The organism is Citrobacter sp. Cm038, assembly GCF_030333105.1.
In the GTDB taxonomy this organism is placed as follows: domain Bacteria; phylum Pseudomonadota; class Gammaproteobacteria; order Enterobacterales; family Enterobacteriaceae; genus Citrobacter; species Citrobacter murliniae.
The window spans coordinates 534,746-553,256 of record NZ_JAOWGO010000022.1 but is presented as its reverse complement, the minus strand read 5'-3'; the positions used below and the strand labels follow the sequence as shown (position 1 = coordinate 553,256).

Here is an 18,511-nt window from a genome sequence, read left to right as displayed (position 1 = left end):
ATTAACCAAACTCGCGCAGGCGATGCGCTATTTTACGGAAAAATGACTCCTGGCTGGCATCGCGATCCTGCTTACCAGTAATGACGACGGTGGCCGTAGTACCGGCCGGCCACAGGGTGCCTTGCTGCTCATCCAGACGAATACGCACCGGCACACGCTGTGCCAGACGTACCCATTCAAGATTGGAATCAATGGTCGCCATACCTTTTGCATCCTGCGTACTGCTGGCATTCGTTACACCAGCCGCTACGCTATCAACGGTGCCTTTCAATACCTTATTACTGCCAAGTGGTGTTATTTCAGCACGATACCCCGGACGAACACCTTCCAGCTTGGTCTCTTCCATATAAGCCAGCACATAAAAAGAGTGCTGTTTTACCAACGCTACCGCCGTGGAGCCGCGGGTAATAAACTCGCCAGAATAGACGTTAAGGTTAGTCACCCAACCGTCGGCTGGGGCGCGAATGACCGTTCGTTCAAGATCCAATTTCGCCAGGTCGCGTGTCGCCTGCGCCTTTGCAAGCTGGTGCAATACGGTTTGCAATACGTTATTGGACTGGTCAATCTCTTCACGAGACATTGCCTGAACGCCAAGCCGGTTACGACGACCCGCTTCCTGGCGCTTTTCCTGTACCAGTACCTGATAATAGGCGACATCCGCTTCAGCCTGTTCGAGGGCTTTCTTATAGCGCGGTTGGTCGATAGTGAACAGGACCTGATCCTTTTTCACCAGTTGGTTATCATGAACGTTAACATCAGTGATTAAGCCCGCGACATCCGGTGCAATTGCCACAACATCAGCACTGAAACGTGCATCACGCGTCCACGGCGATTCGGTGTAGTAGACCCATGCGCGGAAAATGGCGATAAAGGCCAGAATGACCAGTATGAGAGTCATGGCCGTGCGGGAGAGTTTTCTTGTTAGTGTTTTCACTTCAACCTCAAACGAACAGGCGCGTTATTAAATAGAAAAGACAGCAATACAGCGCGGTATTAAACAGAGCCGGATGCCAGACAAAATCATAGATGCCAGTCGGAACTAGCATCCGGCGCACCAGCCAGAAAATCGCCAGTGACAAAAGCAATTCGAAAAATATCGGTGGGAAGGAAAGACCAAACACCACGATAACGGGAAACAGACTCATGTTGACCTTGGTAGCTTAAGAGAGTGCAGATGATTGATTTTTTTAGCGTATGTCACCGCAGAGAAGGGCAAGGATTAGCCAGGCGAGAGCGACACAGCAGTTATTTGAATAATAATATATTAACGTAACTGTTATGCTGTTATCTATATTATGTGATCTAAATCACTTTTAAGCCAGAGTGAACAATGGAACGATTAAAACGAATGTCGGTGTTTGCCAAAGTTGTCGAGTTAGGCTCCTTCACCGCCGCCGCGAGACAGCTTCAAATGAGTGTTTCATCGATAAGCCAGACGGTATCAAAACTGGAAGATGAGCTACAGGTTAAGCTGCTAAACCGCAGCACACGTAGCATTGGGCTTACCGAGGCGGGTAAGATTTATTATCAGGGCTGCCGCAGAATGCTGCACGAAGCGCAGGATGTTCACGAGCAGCTTTATGCCTTTAACAACACGCCAATTGGTACCCTGCGAATTGGCTGTTCTTCAACCATGGCACAAAATGTCCTTGCTGGACTGACGGCAAAAATGCTGAAAGAGTACCCTGGCCTGACGGTAAATCTGGTCACCGGCATCCCGGCACCAGACTTAATCGCCGATGGCCTGGACGTCGTTATCCGTGTGGGTGCGTTGCAGGACTCGAGTCTTTTTTCGCGTCGCCTGGGGACCATGCCGATGGTGGTCTGTGCCGCGAAAAATTACCTCGCCCAATTCGGTACCCCGGAAAAACCAGCCGACCTCAGTAATCATTCCTGGCTGGAATACAGCGTACGACCCGATAATGAATTTGAGCTTATTGCCCCGGAGGGGATTTCTACTCGCCTCATCCCACAGGGACGCTTCGTAACCAATGACCCTATGACGCTGGTGCGCTGGCTGGCCGCAGGCGCGGGAATTGCCTATGTCCCACTGATGTGGGTGATCAATGAGATCAATCGTGGCGAAGTGGAGATCCTGTTGCCCCGTTATCAGTCAGACCCGCGTCCGGTCTACGCCCTGTATACTGAAAAAGACAAGCTACCACTCAAGGTGCAGGTGGTGATTAACTATCTCACGGATTATTTTGTCGATGTGGCACAGTTGTTTCAGAGGATGTATGGCAGGGGCAAAGAAAAATAGAGGACTGTCCAGCCGGAGCAGCATTTATGTCCCCCATCCAGCAAAATGCCCGATAGCACAATGCTTATCGGGCATACAGCAGGTATGAATCCGGAGATTTAAGCAGTGCCGCCCACGGTCAGGTTATCCACCTTCAGCGTCGGCTGACCAACGCCCACCGGCAGACTCTGCCCTTCTTTACCGCAAACACCAACGCCGTTATCCAGTTTCAGATCGTTACCCACCATGGAAATCTGCTGCATCGCTTCAATGCCAGAACCGATAAGCGTCGCGCCTTTCACCGGTTTGGTGACTTTACCGTTTTCAATCAGGTACGCTTCAGAGGTTGAGAAAACAAACTTCCCGGAAGTGATATCCACCTGACCGCCGCCGAAGTTAGGTGCATAAATCCCATATTCGACAGACTCGATAATTTCCTGCGGCGTGGATTTCCCTGGCAGCATATAGGTGTTGGTCATACGCGGCATTGGCAAGTGCGCATAAGATTCACGACGTCCGTTACCTGTCGGCGCCACACCCATCAGACGCGCATTCAGTTTGTCCTGCATGTAACCTTTCAGAATACCGTTTTCAATCAGTACGTTGTACTGGCCAGGAGTCCCTTCATCATCAATGGCTACCGAACCACGGCGATCCACCATCGTACCGTCATCAACGACTGTGCACAGTTCAGACGCGACCAACTCCCCCATATGACCGCTGAATACCGAAGTACCTCGGCGGTTAAAGTCACCTTCCAGACCATGACCGACCGCTTCGTGCAGTAGCACACCAGGCCAACCTGCGCCCAGCACTACAGGCAGCGTTCCTGCCGGAGCGGCTACCGCAGAGAGATTCACCAGCGCCATGCGCACGGCCTCTTTCGCCCACGCATCGGCCCGGACTTCGCCATCAAGGGAGGCGAGGAAATAGTCATAACCAAAACGACCGCCGCCACCGCTGGCACCACGTTCACGTTTGCCGTCATCTTCTACCTGCACGCTGACAGACAAACGCACCAGAGGACGAACATCCGCCGCCAGCGTTCCGTCTGTCGCAGCCACCAGGATCAACTCGTAGACGCCGGTCAGACTTGCAGTCACTTCCTGCACGCGCTTATCAGCCGCACGTGCAACACGATCGACACGCCTGAGAATGTCCAGCTTCTCTTCACGGCTCATGCTTTGTAACGGATCAACCGAGGTATAGAGAGCTTGATGTTCGACTGCGCCCAGCGTCTTTACTTTGCCATCGCCGCTGTCGCGCACAATCGTACGGGCAGCATGAGCGCTTTGCTCTAACGCCAGCAGGCTTATCTGGTCTGCATAGGCAAACCCTGTTTTTTCGCCGCTGATGGCGCGCACACCAACGCCCTGGTCGATATTGTAAGAACCATCTTTAATGATGCGGTCTTCTAAAACCCAGGATTCGTGATAGCTCGACTGAAAATAGAGATCGCCGTAATCAAGACGGCGTTCGGCCAGTTGGCCCAGAATGGCAAACAGATCCTGATGTTTCAGGCCATTCGCCGCTAGCAATTGTTCACTTACCAGGTTCAGACTCATCGTTTTGCTACTCATTAGTTGCTGCGGTAGGGAGATCTATTTACTGAGATTGGGGCAATTACTCGCCCCCGTCAAATCATTGCTTTCTTTCTTTTCGCGGCTGGCGCAGGACTTCGTTAATCTGCGGCTTATCAACCGGACCGGTGATGCGATAGCGCAGAATCGAGACTTTGCTCCATAACGGTCCCAGTACTTTACTGGCAGCAAATACAGCGGCACCGACAATCGGGTTGACGGCAAACGCGGCGGCAACACCCACGGTGGCAGAAATTTCCGGTGCGACAACAGCTTCCATATCCAGCTCACGCCGCACAAGGTTAACTGAACCTTTCATCGCGATATCCGCTTCCAGTCCGTCCACCAACGTATCATCTGTATGCATTACGCCATCTTTAATCCATGCCGTGCTGCGAATGGAGTCAAAATAAAAGCCTTCACTGAAGGTATCGCTAAAATCAAAACGCAGTTTACGCAGCAACGCATCAAAGCTCAGCAGGCGCAGCAGTTGTCCCGCATGTCCGGTGCTTAACTCAGTAAGCTCGCCTTTACCCAAACGGGTACGCAAAATTCCATTAAGCGAGGCTTCATCAGGATCCCAGGGGGGATTGCGCCAGTGCAGATCGTACTCAACGTTGAATGAAGAGTTTCGTATCGGCGTAGATACGCCAAAGAAACCCGCGGCAGAGTCAATTTTATTACCGTTTAGTTTTCCCTTCAGCGACGTACGCTCTTTACCCGGCACGTTAACCCATTCACCGTCCAGAGTCAGTCTGGCAAAACCTGTATCTAACAAACCACTGCTCAACGTCAACGTATCGCCTTTAATCGCCACATCGGCGTCAATACGCCCGTATTTCTGCCCCCACATCCAACACTCTGCGCAGCGCAACTGAACATCCGGCCAGCCACGGAAGCTAACTCTGCCAATGTCAGAAAACGGCGAGGCGGATGCTGTTTTCTGTGACGACTTTGCAGTGCCTGGGTTGTAGTAAAGATACTTAATAAACGCCAGCCACGGCGCGTTATTGCGCATGGCCAACGTCGCGTTAATCTCACGTCCTTGTGCCTGTATGTTCGCCCCGTTAAGCGCAGGTTCAGACACAATGCTCAGATTGTTCCACTGCTGGCCTCCCAGTGATAAAGATGGCGTACGTACCGTGATGCGTTGGGGGAAGTTCGCGTTAGTACCGACGTTATCCGCCGCACCTTTCTGGAACAACGCCAGCCACTGCGCACCATCCATTGGCGGAAGGTTAAGTTCAACGCCCTGCTGGTCAGGCAGCGCAGGCACGGTACGGCTTTCAGAAGTCCAGATGGCACGGTCAAGCGTCAATTTCTGGTTCAGCAACCAGTGGCTGTTAAAGTGGTTTTTATTTCCGGCGTTGCCAGTCAGATCAAAACTGCGCAGATTGCCGTCCGCCTTAACGTTAACCGGCAGCGACTCACCGCGCGCTTTGTTCAGCGGTGCAGGTAAGTGACTGCTTACATTTTTCAGGTCACTCTTTAACTCAATGTTGTATGTTGCCCCGGCATGATACGGAAGTTCGATACCAACTTTACCATTCCACGCCATGCTGCCGCTTAAAGCATCGTTCACCTGCGTCGGCAAAATCCCCATCCGGGTTGGTTGCCAGTCCCCCTTCAGATTCACAGCGACCTGATAAGCTTTAGTGCCTTCAGTAGTGGAAAAATCGACATCCAGAGGCTGATTAAACCAGTTTGCCGTCATCGGCTCGCTTTTGAGATCCCCGTTTACAAAGCTGAATTTGCCGTTCAGGTTCTTCAGCATACTGTCGAGTGGCTTAATAAACAGGCTGTTATTACGCAGCATGACATCACCTTTGGCGGTGACCAGCGAACCATCAAGTGGGATATCAAGATGTAAGCGAGCATTCACATCGCCGTCAATCTGGAGCTGTTCCAGTGTGGCACCGAGAGAGTCCTTCAACGGGGTATCATCAAAATACGGTCCGACCGCCTTTCCCGGCCCGTTGATATCCGCATCAATCAGCAGCTTTTCTTTCTCATAGTCGGGTATATTGGCGGTCAGGTTACTGGCTTTCACTCCGCCTAACTGGACGCCGTCGGTTTTCATCCACAGACCGTCGTTAAGGAAGTTCAGCTCAATATCAAGGTCAGTTAACGCAGGCCAGTCTGGCTGGAAGGCAAACGTTGCATTGCGCAGCGGCACCAGCACCTGAAACTGACCTTCGTTGTGTTTATACGGGAATAAGTGCGGATTACCGCCATAGACCAGCGTGGCGTTATCCGCCTCACCACCCTGAATTGCGCTGCTGAGGTAGTCAACCAGCTCCTTACCCATCAGGTTTTCCGGAAAATAACGCCAGGCCTGAGAGCCGTCGTTGGTACTGATACCCGCCAGAATGCCCAGCCATGGCTCATCACCTGTCGGTTGCAGATAGCGAAAACCACCGCGAGCATGTACTGCTGTCGCTTTAACATCAATATCACGCCCATCTAACTGAAAACCTTTGTCATTTTTCAGCCAGCTAAGCGTAGCTACACCCTCTTCAATTTCCAGCGGAGCGCGGAAGACCGTTTCATAGGGCATTTTTGCCTGTTTCATGGAGGCGGTGAGCAAACCATTTTCAACACTGCCCGCAAGCGTTCCGGAGAAATGTTCTGCACCCGGTAACAGCTTCCACTGTTTCCAGGCCAGATTGGTCCACGAGGACTGGAAGCGGGTTTTTTCTGTCGCCTGCAACGGAATATCCAGCGCCAGCACATCTATCTTGCCGCTCGGTTGCGTTGCCTGCCAGATATCACCCAGCGCCGGAGATAACTTTGCCGCCATCGAACGCAGCCCCTCTAATCCAGCTAACTCCAGATTACTGGCACGAATGCGCAACTCATCACTGCGTTTGTTATTTTCACCACCCACTTCCTGCTCAGGGATCCAGGCAAGGGTTAACGCTCCGCTCGGCCAGGGTTTATCGTCCAGAGTTATCCGTGTATCGGGAATAGAAAATTGCCAGCCTGGCTGTTCACGGCTAATGTGTGCGGTCAGATTATCAACAGCGAGCGTGTGTGTATGGTTATCGCCCTGCCAGCTTGCACCACCTTTCTTCAGCCAGATATCTCCACCGGAGATTTCCCCTTTGCTGAGCGTCATCCATCCTTCGAGGCTAAAACGCGCGGTTTGCAGCGCGACGTTATCCTGCATCCATTTCCCCAACCACGGCTTCACATCGATGTCATCAGCCTGTAGCCAGACGCGACCATTATTCAGCAGTCCGTCATCGTCACGCAGATCCATTCGCACCTGCATGACGCCGTGCTGTCCGGTGAGGCTGGAGAGACTGACCTGACCTTCGGCGCGGTGTCTGTTTTTACCATTCAGCCAGGTAAGCTGTGGTATCGCCAGCTCTGCACGCTGGCCAGAGAGGGTTAAAAAGCTGATTTGACTATCGCGAAGATCGAAATGATCAAACTGACGAAGGAAAAGATCGCTAAGGTGACCGGCTTCAATGCCATCGTCGTTGTCGCTGCGCTGGATAGGAGTATTAGTGCGCAGTTGCAGTTGCCAGAAGGTAAGATCGCGAAACTGCCAGCGCATGTGCAGCAGACTTTGCCAGACATCCAGCGCCAGCGTGACGCGCTTAACTGAGAATTCTCCGCCATCGTTTAGCTGCGCATGGATATCGCGCGCCTCGAGCGTCGGGCCAAAGTTTTGCCAGTTGGCGGTGAACTGAGTGGCAGAAACGGGCATACCTGTTGCGGATTCAATCTTGCCAAGAATGGCGGGACGCCAGGTATCGAGATGAGGCAAAGCAAGGCGCAGCCCACTAACCAGCAGCGCTGCGATGACAACGAATGCGGCTCCAGTGAGCAGTAATATCCCCGGCAATCGCCTCACGCGCCTCTCCTTGTCTGCCAAAAAATGTGACTCACAAACCTGAAGTGAATCTTGCCGGATGGCAGCGCTTGCGCCAAATCCGGCCTACAAGCACTGACGCCGCAGGCCTGCTCACATCATTACCACGTCAAACTGCTCCTGGTTATAGAGCGGCTCGACTTGTACTTTGACCTGTTTGCCGACAAAGATTTCCACTTCCGCCAGCGCATGTGACTCTTCACCTTTCAGAGTCTCTGCCACTGCCGGAGAAGCATAGACCAGGAAACGATCGGAGTCGTAAGCATGATGCACGCGCACAATTTCACGCATGATTTCATAGCATACGGTTTCTACCGTTTTCACCGTGCCGCGCCCATGGCAAGTTGGACACTCGTTACAAAGCACATGCTCCACGCTTTCGCGCGTACGCTTACGCGTCATCTCCACCAGCCCCAACTGTGAAAAACCGTTAATGCTGGTTTTTACGCGGTCCTTACTCAGGGCCTGCTCCAAAGAGTGCAGCACCCGACGACGGTGATCCTCATTATTCATGTCGATAAAATCGATAATGATAATGCCGCCCAAGTTGCGCAGACGCAGTTGACGCGCAATGGCCTGCGTCGCTTCAATGTTGGTATTAAAGATAGTGTCATCGAGATTACGATGTCCAACAAACGCGCCGGTGTTTATATCAACAGTGGTCATCGCTTCGGTCTGATCGATAATCAGATAACCACCGGATTTCAGCTCAACTTTACGTTCCAGCGCGCGTTGAATTTCATTTTCAACATCAAAGAGATCGAAAATAGGCTGCCGTCCACTGTAGTGTTCCAGCTTGCTGGTCATCTCCGGGATGTATTCCGCGGTAAACTCCAACAACGCTTCATAGGTCAAACGGGAGTCCACTCGGATTCGGTCAAGCTGAGCATCAGCAAAATCGCGCAGTACACGCTGCGCAAGCGCCAGTTCGCCGTACATCTGATAGCGCGTTTGCGGACGCTTTTTGCGCTCCATAACTTTGGTCCAGACGCGCTTCAGGTAAGCGGCATCGGAGGCCAGATCCTCTTCGCACACACCTTCTGCCGCCGTGCGAATAATAAATCCGCCCTGCTCATCGCAGTAATCCGCCACCACTTTTTTCAGACGTTCACGTTCGGTTTCACTTTCGATACGCTGGGAAACCCCAACGTGTGATGCACCAGGCATGAAAACAAGGTAACGGGAAGGAAGCGTGATATCCGTCGTCAGACGGGCGCCCTTAGTGCCAAGCGGATCTTTTACCACCTGCACCATCAGGTCTTGTCCCTGGCGCACCAGCTCGGAGATGTCGCGCACAGTGAACTGCTTTTGCTCTTCACCTGCCACACATTCTGTATGTGGCATGATGTCTGAAGCGTGAAGAAATGCGGCTTTATCCAGTCCAATATCTACAAAAGCCGCCTGCATACCCGGAAGTACACGACTTACACGACCTTTGTAGATATTGCCTACGATTCCGCGTCGCGCCTCACGTTCAATATGAATTTCCTGCAGAATTCCGCCATCAATGTACGCCACGCGCGTTTCCGATGGCGTTACGTTTACCAACAATTCAGCCGTCATGTTTATCCCTTTTCTCACGCAGTGCGTTAAAATTGCTCAGCAACTCATACGTTTCTACCAGCGGTAAGCCGACTACGGCGTGATAGCTGCCATTTATCTTCCTGACAAAACAGCCACCCAACCCTTGAATACCGTATGCACCTGCTTTATCCATAGGTTCACCGCTGGCAACATAGCCCGCAATGTCCTCATCAGTTAGTGCTCTGAATGTCACTTCCGTTACAACCAGGCAGTCCAGACTGTGCTGGCGATCGGCTAACGCCACTGCCGTCATGACCTGATGTGTTTTGCCTGACAGCTTGCGCAGCATCGCTGCAGCATGGGCGGCGTCATGCGGTTTTTCCAGCACTTCGCCATTCAGAATAACAATGGTATCTGCACCCAACACCGGCAGATCACGAAGAGCCAACGCAACGCCTGCCTGCGCCTTCTCCCGCGCCAGACGAACAACATACTGCTGTGCGCTTTCTTGCGAATGCCGCTGTTCCTCAATCCCGGGAACCAGCCGCTCAAATTTCACACCAAGCTGAGTCAACAATTCCTGCCGGCGTGGGGAACCTGAAGCCAGATACAGAGTATTCATATCAACCTTATTGCACCGCAAACTGCTGGCGGACTTTACGCATCAGTAAGAATAACCATGGCCAAAGCACACCGTTTACTACACTACTCCAGAACACTTCGGGTCTGAAAGAGACATTGATCACTAAAAACTCGGCCCAGAAAACAATAATATCCACGACCAGTGATAGCAACATGACCACCAGCGCCTGTTGCCAGAGCGCGAGGTTACGGAATAGTTGGAATTTCAGCGCGACCAGATAAGCAATGATACTCATCGACAAAGCCCGCACGCCAAGCGTGGAACCACTAATGAGATCCAGTATGGCACCCACCACAAATCCTGTGCCCACATTTACGCGATGCGGTAGTGCCAGGATCCAATACAGCAGGATGAGCAGCACCCAGTTTGGCCGGAAAACAAGAATGTCATCCGGCCAGGGCATGACTTGCAATAACAGTGCAATAAGGAACGAGAGCCAAATTACCCAACGTCCCTGGCTACGATAGCTTGCCACTTACTGCCCTCCCGGCTTACGCGGAGAAGGTACTGGCTGCGCTGTATTCGCAGGTGCAGGAGTAACACCTGTTGCCGGTGCTGGAACAGGGGCTGGCGGGCCCATCGTATCCGGCGACGGCAGCACCTGAGGCATCATTTGCATCAGACGTTCATTGGCTACGCGGTGCACTTCCTCCGGAGTCATCGGATTTGCACCATTACGGTCGGCTCCCCACAACAGCAACAGGTAGCGCAAACGCTGTAAACCAGCAGTCGGACGCGCCTGAATCACGGTGTAAGCACGTTGGGTGTCCAGCTTAACGGAAGATACAACGGCGACCGGATACCCTTCAGGGAAACGTCCGCCCAGGCCCGATGTGACCAGCACATCGCCAACACGAATATCGGTATTGGCTGGCAGGTGTTCGAGCTGTAGATCGTCCGTGCAGCCGTTACCGGCAGCAATCACACGAATGTCGTTACGCAGAACCTGGATCGGCAACGCGTGGGTTGCATCGCAAATCAGCAGTACGCGGCTGGTCAGTTTTGCCACGGCAACGACCTGACCCACGACACCTTTATCACTGATTACCGGCTGACCTTCGTAAACACCGTTTACGCTCCCTTTATCGATCACAACCTGATCGCTGTAAGGGTCATTAACCGTTGAGATGACCTGCGTCACCATCTTTTGTTCATCCTGACGCAGCGGCGATCCCAGCAGCTCGCGCAAGCGCGCGTTCTCCTGTTTATATTGCCCCAGCATCAGCAACTCGCTGTTTTTCAGCAGCAGTTCCTGACGCAGCGCCCGGTTTTCAAGTTCGAGTTGGTCACGCGAAGCCAGCGTTTGCGACACGCCGTCGAGTAATTCACGGGGACCATTAGAAATAAAGTAGAAAGGACTGACGGCGGTATCCATGTACGTTCGGATTTGGCTAAACGTACCCAGGCGGCTGTCGGCGATAATAACGCCGAGCGCCACCAGCACCGCCAGAATAAGGCGAATCTGTAGCGACGGGCCACGGCTAAAAATTGGCTTCATAGGCTATGCGTATTCTCGTGTCAGTGCGGAAGGGCAACCTGTTGGCCACCCTACCTGCATCCGACTACTCTTCGCTGAACAGGTCGCCGCCGTGCATATCAATCATTTCCAGCGCTTTGCCGCCGCCGCGCGCCACACAGGTCAGCGGATCTTCAGCAACAACAACTGGAATACCGGTTTCTTCCATTAACAGACGATCAAGGTTACGCAGTAATGCGCCACCGCCGGTAAGCACCATGCCGCGTTCGGATATATCAGACGCCAGCTCTGGCGGGCACTGTTCCAGTGCAACCATCACCGCGCTCACGATACCGGTCAGCGGTTCCTGCAGCGCTTCCAGAATCTCGTTAGAGTTCAGGGTAAAGCCACGTGGAACACCTTCAGCCAGGTTACGACCGCGAACTTCGATTTCGCGTACTTCATCACCCGGATAAGCAGAACCGATTTCGTGCTTAATACGTTCTGCGGTAGCTTCACCGATCAGAGAACCGTAGTTACGACGCACATAATTAATAATGGCTTCGTCGAAACGGTCACCACCGATGCGTACGGAAGAAGAGTAAACCACGCCGTTCAGGGAGATAACTGCGACTTCAGTGGTACCACCACCGATGTCCACAACCATAGAACCGGTTGCTTCGGAAACAGGCAGACCCGCACCGATCGCTGCCGCCATCGGCTCTTCGATCAGGAACACTTCACGCGCACCTGCTCCCTGAGCGGATTCACGGATCGCACGACGTTCAACCTGAGTTGCTCCAACCGGTACACATACCAGTACGCGCGGGCTTGGGCGCATGAAGCTGTTGCTGTGCACTTGTTTGATAAAGTGCTGGAGCATTTTTTCAGTCACGAAGAAGTCAGCAATAACGCCATCTTTCATTGGGCGAATTGCAGCAATATTACCCGGTGTACGACCCAGCATCTGCTTCGCATCATGACCTACTGCGGCCACGCTTTTCGGCGAACCGGCACGATCCTGGCGAATGGCCACAACAGAAGGCTCATTCAATACGATGCCTTGTCCTTTTACATAAATAAGGGTATTCGCGGTACCCAGGTCAATGGACAGGTCATTGGAAAACATGCCACGAAATTTTTTCAACATACTAAGGGATAATCCTGAAAGCTGGGGCGGAAAACAAAATCCGCTTACTTTACCAACCACACGCAGCAGCGACAAGGCGGAAAAATCATCTGCTACGGTGAAAATTAGTGCAGTTCGTTTCCTTTGTTACAAAACCGGCCTGAGTCCATCAGGGCTGAATAAATCAGCAGCAATCCTCGCCTCATTTGCAACCTGTCAAAGGTCATTCACCTGCATGTTTGCTGTTACAGCCTGGCGGGCAGACAAGCACACCCCCAGAAGGCACAGCGCGCGTTATTCTACGTGAAAACAAATTAAACGGCAGGTTAAACCGAATATCTTTGCGAATATTTTTTCACGTTGGTGTCAAGTGGCTGTGATGCGGCAAAAAAATCACCTTGTCCACCCGAGACTCCACGTTCGGTCAACGTACGCCACTCGCTACGCGAACGAACACCGGTGGCATAAACCAGCGTGGGTGTTCCTGAACAGGCTTCCACCAGGCTCTGCACAAGAAGCTGATTTTCCGTTCGCTTATCAATATTTCTTACCAGGCTTGGATGAAGTTTCAATAATTCGACATTGAGTTCTTTTATCCAACTGGTGCTAACCAGTGTTAAACCTGCCTGCGTAACGGCGATACGAACACCCAGCGCATCCATCAATCGAATCACAGGCTGTAACCGGCTGATATGTTGACAGACATCCGCCTCCGCAAGTTCAATAATTATGCGTTTACGCAGCGATTTTTCGCACTGCATCAGCGTATCACGCAACCAGCGCTGAAAACGCGGGCGAATAAGCGACTCTACTGTCGCCTGCATCGCCAAACTTTCCTGTGGCCAATAGCCCAATAACAAGATCAGACGGCTAATCTGCAAGCGGTCATATTCTTCCGCCAGGCCAAATTGCAGCACCATCGGCATATATTCTGCCGAGATGACCTCTTCGCTCCCATCAAAAATGCGGCACATTAATTCCCGATGGTGCACCCGCCCTTCACATGTCACAGCAGGTTTTTGGTAAATTCTCGGACCGCCCCGGCTGAGCATCTGTTCTATAAGCGTTCGCCAGCGTACATTACCCCGGCCTTTTTCGGGTAGAGAGTCGTCATAGACTGACCAACTGTTCCCACCTTGCAATACCGAATTACGGGTTGCCGCTTCGGCGTGATCCATAACCTGTTCAGTGGATTGACCGCTGCGGCAAACGCAAATGCCAATATGAATCATATCGGCACGATCGATCATTTTGTTAGTCGGAAGTGCGTCTACCGCTTTTAACAATTGCCCGGCGATACTTTCCGCTTCTTTTAACGTGCGGTGCGGCAGCAAGATGGCAAAATCACTACGGTGGTAGCGTGCCAGCAGCGCTCCCGGATAGCGCATAATAAAGGTCGACAACAAATTGATGAGCGCGGAGATTTGTTCTTCAGCAAGCTCAACTCCCCAACTATCACGCAACAGGGTAAAGTCCGGCAGACGAACCATCATCACAACCCCGTGCGATCCTACTTTCTCTTGATCTTCCAGCAGCGTCGCCAATTGGTTATCAAAGAACAGCCGGTTGCTAAGCCCGGTTTTTGTATCCTGCGCAACATAGGATCGGATCAGCGTATCCAACCTGCTTCGCTGCTCGCGGGCGTTCTGAATTTCGGTAAGCAGCATATCAAGCGCACTACTGGTACGCGCAGGCCATTCATAGACTGTACCCCGGACGTTCGGCCCTCGTTCACCGTTCAGGATCCGCGTTGAACGAATCTCCAGCAGCTCCTGTCCGGAAAGCTGACGCTGAAGCCAGCGTACCGACAAGAATAGCATCAGGATAATAAAACCAATCGATAGCGTGAGCGGCGCTGTCGTCATCAGCGAATGGAAATAATTGCCCATTGGATCCTGATAGACCAGACGCAGCGACATCCCAGGATGCTTGACCAAAGGAACCGTGATATCGCGATAGAGATTGTTCGTCCCTGCAGGGCGATAGCTACTGGTTCGGGAATGGCGATAAACAATATTCTCACCCTGAAGCAACTCAACGCGGACGATATCGACGGAGATCATTAACTCATCTATTTGCGGCGTTAAAGAAACAGCATCTTTGGAGACAAGATGGGTGTCAATCGCCGTCGCTACGGCCTGGACGCGGGCGGTGAACTTGTATTGAATCGCGTTGTAAAAACTCAGTGAGCAGCCAATCAAAGTCACGAAGATCGTTAACCCGGTAAGCAGCGTCACAAAAGCTGAGAATTTCGTCGTTAATCGCATCCTTGTGTTAACTCCGACAGTTATGAATCAAGCGTGAAAATGAAAAAGCGACACGAAAATGCGAAATTGAACGCGAAATCCGTCAATTTACACAAATAATGTGGGCATACTACCAAATCAGGTATTTCTAGCAATTTATTGCGCAGAATCGGCATCATGTTTTGTTTAGCGAGTATAGTCTTCATAAATAATTTTCCAATCCACTATATGAATTGAGGACAGGTTATGCAGGCTTTGATCTTAGAACAGCAGGACGGAAAAACCCTCGCATCCGTTCAACCCCTCGACGAAAACCAGCTACCGGAAGGCGATGTGACGGTGGATGTTCACTGGTCGAGCCTGAACTATAAAGACGCGCTGGCCATCACAGGCAAGGGTAAAATTATCCGTAATTTTCCGATGATTCCTGGTATCGATTTCGCTGGCACCGTTCGCAATAGCGAAGATCCCCGTTTTCATGCAGGCCAGGAAGTCTTGCTAACCGGCTGGGGCGTGGGGGAAAACCATTGGGGTGGACTGGCAGAACGTGCACGCGTGAAAGGTGACTGGTTGGTTGCTCTGCCAAAAGGACTGGATGGCCGTAAAGCCATGGTCATCGGCACCGCCGGTTTTACCGCCATGCTGTGCGTAATGGCGCTTGAAGACGCCGGTATTCGCCCGGAAGATGGCGAGATTGTTGTCACCGGCGCCAGCGGTGGTGTGGGCAGTACTGCCGTCGCGTTGCTGCATAAATTGGGTTATCAGGTTGCGGCGGTATCCGGTCGCGAAAGTACGCATGACTATCTGCGTAGCCTGGGCGCCAACCGAATCCTCGGTCGTGATGAGTTTGCTGAATCTCGCCCGCTGGAAAAACAGCTCTGGGCCGGTGCGATTGATACCGTTGGCGACAAAGTGCTGGCAAAAGTCCTCGCTCAGATGAACTACGGCGGCTGTGTCGCTGCCTGTGGTCTGGCCGGCGGTTTTGCACTCCCAACCACAGTGATGCCATTTATTCTGCGTAATGTGCGCTTACAGGGTGTTGATTCCGTGATGACGCCCCCGGCTCGTCGTGCGCAAGCCTGGCAACGTCTGGTCAATGACTTGCCAGAATCATTCTATGCGCAAGCTGCAACAGAAATCACTCTGGCTGATGCGCCAAAGTTTGCCGATGCCATCATCAATAACCAGGTGCAAGGCCGCACATTGGTAAAGGTACGTTAAGCTGTCGCAGATAAAAACTTACATTTAATTAACTATTTTTTTATACACATTGACGGACTCCCTGCCATAGTAACTACGCGCCAATATGAGTCATCGCGCGTATGCCGGGAGTCTATTATGAAGAAAATACGTCAATTTACCGAAGCCGATGTAACCGCAGAATCGGCTTTTTTTATGCAGCGCCGCCAGGTGCTGAAAGCACTGGGTATCAGTGCCGCCGCATTGTCTTTGCCTTTGTCTGCACAGGCTGACCTTCTCAGTTGGTTTAAAGGTAATGACCGTCCACCCGCACCTGCTGGTAAACCGCTTGATTTCAGTAAACCTGCTGCCTGGCAAAATACGCTTCCTTTAACACCAGAAGATAAAGTGTCTGGCTATAACAATTTTTATGAGTTTGGCCTGGACAAAGCAGACCCGGCAGCCAACGCTGGCAGTCTGAAGACCAATCCCTGGACGCTGAAAATCAGTGGCGAAGTGGCCAAGCCCTTAACACTCGATCACGATGCACTAACCACACGTTTCCCGTTGGAGGAACGTATTTATCGGATGCGCTGTGTAGAGGCCTGGTCAATGGTCGTGCCGTGGATTGGCTTTCCTTTACATAAGCTGTTGGCACTGGCCGAACCCACCAGCAATGCAAAATATGTCGCTTTCGAAACGCTCTATGCGCCGGATGATATGCCGGGACAGAAAGATCGCTTTATTGGCGGGGGGCTGAAATATCCCTACGTTGAGGGACTGCGCCTTGATGAAGCCATGCATCCGCTCACGCTACTCACCGTAGGTGTTTATGGTAAGGCGCTTCCCCCGCAGAATGGCGCACCGATCCGCTTAATCGTGCCATGGAAATACGGTTTTAAAGGCATTAAGTCGATCGTCAGTATCAAACTCACACGTGAGCGCCCACCGACGACCTGGAATATGGCCGCACCTGATGAATATGGTTTTTATGCCAATGTGAATCCACATGTCGATCATCCTCGCTGGTCGCAAGCGACTGAGCGTTTTATTGGTTCAGGCGGGATTCTGGACGTACAGCGACAACCTACGCTGCTATTTAACGGTTATGCCGATGAAGTCGCCTCGCTGTATCGCGGCCTCAATTTACGGGAGAACTTTTAAGTGCGCCTGACTGCAAAAAACATTACCTGGCTGAAAGTGTGCCTGCATCTTGCCGGTATTTTACCTTTTGTCTGGCTCTTTTGGGCGGTAAATCATGGGGGATTGAGCGCCGATCCCGTTAAAGACATTCAACACTTTACCGGTAGGACAGCTCTGAAATTTTTACTGGCGACCTTGCTGGTCGCGCCGCTGGCGCGCTACGCTAAACAGCCATTATTGATACGTACTCGTCGCCTGTTAGGGTTATGGTGTTTTGCCTGGGCTACGTTGCATTTAACCAGCTATGCCCTACTGGAACTGGGCATTAATAATCTTGCACTGTTAGGACGGGAATTAACAACGCGTCCTTATTTGATGTTGGGCATTATCAGTTGGGTCATATTATTTGCCCTCACATTAACGTCAACACAGGCAGCACAGCGAAAACTGGGAAAATATTGGCAGTTCTTACACAACTTCGTCTATCTGGTGGCGATCCTGGCGCCTATTCATTACCTGTGGTCGGTAAAGATTTTATCTCCACAACCGATCATTTATGCAGCGCTCGCTACCGTGCTTTTAGCCTGCCGTTATAAGAAGTTCCGCCAGTGGTGGCGGTAGTTTCACGATATGTGCAGTGCGTTGCAAAACACAGACGAACCCATGTTCTTTACATGCCAACGGTTGATTATCTTCCCTGATAAGACCAGTATTTAGCTGCCAATTGCTACGAAATGGTTATAATGTGCGGCCTTGCTTTCCCCGAGAGCGTTTTTACACCGCTGAAAGGGTGACAATCGCGCATTGAAGGTATATTTTGTTTTTTACCCGAAAATGGCAGAAGATAGCCACACAATGACTGACAAGTCATGAAATCTCATTTAATGGTTGCGGCACGCAGTGCAACGCCAGAGATGCGTGGCATCTTGTCACCAACAGTTATTCAAATGCTATACAGACGGCGATAAAACGCCTGTCACAATCTCACTAAACAAAGAGTACGGAACCCACTCATGGATATTCGTAAGATTAAAAAACTGATCGAGCTGGTTGAAGAATCAGGCATCTCCGAACTGGAAATTTCTGAAGGCGAAGAATCTGTACGCATCAGCCGTGCAGCGCCAAATGCAGGTTTTCCAATGATGCAACAGGCTTATGCTGCACCAATGATGCAACAACCTGCTCTGTCTAACGCTGTCGCTCAGACTGCAACTCCAAGCATGGAAGCCCCAGCCGCAGCGGAAATCAGTGGTCACATCGTACGTTCCCCGATGGTTGGTACTTTCTACCGCACCCCGGGTCCTGACGCCAAACCGTTTATCGAAGTGGGTCAGAAAGTGAATGCGGGCGATACCCTGTGCATCGTTGAAGCCATGAAAATGATGAACCAGATCGAAGCCGATAAATCCGGTGTGGTGAAAGCGATCCTGGTCGAAAGTGGTCAACCGGTAGAATTTGACGAGCCGCTGGTCGTCATCGAGTAACGAGGCGA

At 51.7% G+C, this 18,511-nt stretch carries 15 protein-coding genes; 5 read left to right on the top strand and 10 right to left on the bottom strand.

The features are described 5' to 3' along the window. Position 1: 1 nt before the first annotated feature. Both aaeA and aaeX read right to left on the bottom strand, forming a co-directional pair. Entirely contained in the window at positions 2-934 is a 933-nt protein-coding gene (gene aaeA, locus OGY01_RS13940) for a p-hydroxybenzoic acid efflux pump subunit AaeA (RefSeq protein WP_286493254.1), read from the bottom strand. A gap of 7 nt (positions 935-941) precedes the next feature. Beyond that, complete coding sequence (aaeX, locus tag OGY01_RS13935) at positions 942-1,145, bottom strand: p-hydroxybenzoic acid efflux pump operon protein AaeX (RefSeq protein ID WP_003828816.1); 204 nt, start codon at positions 1,143-1,145, stop codon at positions 942-944. A 185-nt stretch (positions 1,146-1,330) separates the two neighbouring features. Here aaeX and aaeR point away from each other — a divergent pair, with 185 nt between their 5' ends. Further along, complete coding sequence (gene aaeR, locus OGY01_RS13930; protein ID WP_045448175.1) at positions 1,331-2,260, top strand: HTH-type transcriptional activator AaeR; 930 nt, start codon at positions 1,331-1,333, stop codon at positions 2,258-2,260. A 98-nt stretch (positions 2,261-2,358) separates the two neighbouring features. On the opposite strand, the gene tldD is transcribed toward aaeR, so the two are convergent. The 8 genes from tldD to csrD form a co-directional block, all read right to left on the bottom strand. Continuing rightward, positions 2,359-3,804 (bottom strand): metalloprotease TldD, encoded by a 1,446-nt coding sequence (gene tldD / locus OGY01_RS13925; RefSeq protein WP_048222523.1) that lies wholly within the window; start codon positions 3,802-3,804, stop codon positions 2,359-2,361. A gap of 76 nt (positions 3,805-3,880) precedes the next feature. Continuing rightward, positions 3,881-7,681, bottom strand: coding sequence for an AsmA2 domain-containing protein YhdP (gene yhdP, locus OGY01_RS13920; RefSeq protein WP_286493253.1), 3,801 nt, complete (start codon positions 7,679-7,681; stop codon positions 3,881-3,883). Between the two features lie 111 nt (positions 7,682-7,792). Further along, the gene (rng, locus tag OGY01_RS13915; protein WP_003828822.1) at positions 7,793-9,262 is read right to left on the bottom strand and encodes a ribonuclease G; all 1,470 of its coding nucleotides are present in this window, start codon (positions 9,260-9,262) and stop codon (positions 7,793-7,795) included. Next, the gene (locus OGY01_RS13910; RefSeq protein WP_045448181.1) at positions 9,252-9,845 is read right to left on the bottom strand and encodes a Maf family protein; all 594 of its coding nucleotides are present in this window, start codon (positions 9,843-9,845) and stop codon (positions 9,252-9,254) included. Before OGY01_RS13910 ends, rng begins: the two co-directional genes overlap by 11 nt. Positions 9,846-9,852: 7 nt before the next feature. Then, positions 9,853-10,341 carry a rod shape-determining protein MreD gene (gene mreD, locus OGY01_RS13905; RefSeq protein WP_003025196.1) on the bottom strand — a complete coding sequence of 163 codons (489 nt, stop codon included), beginning with the start codon at positions 10,339-10,341 and terminating at the stop codon, positions 9,853-9,855. After that, positions 10,342-11,364 (bottom strand): rod shape-determining protein MreC, encoded by a 1,023-nt coding sequence (gene mreC / locus OGY01_RS13900; RefSeq protein WP_045448184.1) that lies wholly within the window; start codon positions 11,362-11,364, stop codon positions 10,342-10,344. Between the two features lie 64 nt (positions 11,365-11,428). After that, the gene (gene mreB, locus OGY01_RS13895) at positions 11,429-12,472 is read right to left on the bottom strand and encodes a rod shape-determining protein MreB (protein ID WP_000913396.1); all 1,044 of its coding nucleotides are present in this window, start codon (positions 12,470-12,472) and stop codon (positions 11,429-11,431) included. A gap of 305 nt (positions 12,473-12,777) precedes the next feature. Continuing rightward, entirely contained in the window at positions 12,778-14,718 is a 1,941-nt protein-coding gene (gene csrD, locus OGY01_RS13890) for an RNase E specificity factor CsrD (protein WP_045448201.1), read from the bottom strand. A gap of 225 nt (positions 14,719-14,943) precedes the next feature. Between csrD and acuI the strand changes: the two genes are divergently transcribed. From acuI to accB, 4 genes are all read left to right on the top strand, one after another. Beyond that, a complete protein-coding gene (acuI, locus tag OGY01_RS13885; protein ID WP_045448204.1) occupies positions 14,944-15,918 on the top strand; it encodes an acrylyl-CoA reductase (NADPH) in 975 nt (324 codons plus the stop codon). 117 nt (positions 15,919-16,035) lie between these two features. Continuing rightward, positions 16,036-17,040, top strand: coding sequence for a protein-methionine-sulfoxide reductase catalytic subunit MsrP (gene msrP / locus OGY01_RS13880; protein WP_045448206.1), 1,005 nt, complete (start codon positions 16,036-16,038; stop codon positions 17,038-17,040). Continuing rightward, a complete protein-coding gene (msrQ, locus tag OGY01_RS13875) occupies positions 17,041-17,640 on the top strand; it encodes a protein-methionine-sulfoxide reductase heme-binding subunit MsrQ (RefSeq protein WP_045448208.1) in 600 nt (199 codons plus the stop codon). Between the two features lie 392 nt (positions 17,641-18,032). Further along, positions 18,033-18,503: an acetyl-CoA carboxylase biotin carboxyl carrier protein gene (accB, locus tag OGY01_RS13870; RefSeq protein ID WP_045448210.1), complete on the top strand. Its 471-nt coding sequence runs from the start codon at positions 18,033-18,035 to the stop codon at positions 18,501-18,503. Positions 18,504-18,511: the final 8 nt, after the last annotated feature.

Bases quoted from the DNA above. Each gene is read 5' to 3' on its own strand.
- aaeX (WP_003828816.1), bottom strand. From the start codon at position 1,145: ATGAGTCTGTTTCCCGTTATCGTGGTGTTTGGTCTTTCCTTCCCACCG.
- aaeR (WP_045448175.1), top strand. From the start codon at position 1,331: ATGGAACGATTAAAACGAATGTCGGTGTTTGCCAAAGTTGTCGAGTTA.
- tldD (WP_048222523.1), bottom strand. From the start codon at position 3,804: ATGAGTCTGAACCTGGTAAGTGAACAATTGCTAGCGGCGAATGGCCTG.
- rng (WP_003828822.1), bottom strand. From the start codon at position 9,262: ATGACGGCTGAATTGTTGGTAAACGTAACGCCATCGGAAACGCGCGTG.
- OGY01_RS13910 (WP_045448181.1), bottom strand. From the start codon at position 9,845: ATGAATACTCTGTATCTGGCTTCAGGTTCCCCACGCCGGCAGGAATTG.
- mreC (WP_045448184.1), bottom strand. From the start codon at position 11,364: ATGAAGCCAATTTTTAGCCGTGGCCCGTCGCTACAGATTCGCCTTATT.
- mreB (WP_000913396.1), bottom strand. From the start codon at position 12,472: ATGTTGAAAAAATTTCGTGGCATGTTTTCCAATGACCTGTCCATTGAC.
- csrD (WP_045448201.1), bottom strand. From the start codon at position 14,718: ATGCGATTAACGACGAAATTCTCAGCTTTTGTGACGCTGCTTACCGGG.
- acuI (WP_045448204.1), top strand. From the start codon at position 14,944: ATGCAGGCTTTGATCTTAGAACAGCAGGACGGAAAAACCCTCGCATCC.
- msrP (WP_045448206.1), top strand. From the start codon at position 16,036: ATGAAGAAAATACGTCAATTTACCGAAGCCGATGTAACCGCAGAATCG.
- accB (WP_045448210.1), top strand. From the start codon at position 18,033: ATGGATATTCGTAAGATTAAAAAACTGATCGAGCTGGTTGAAGAATCA.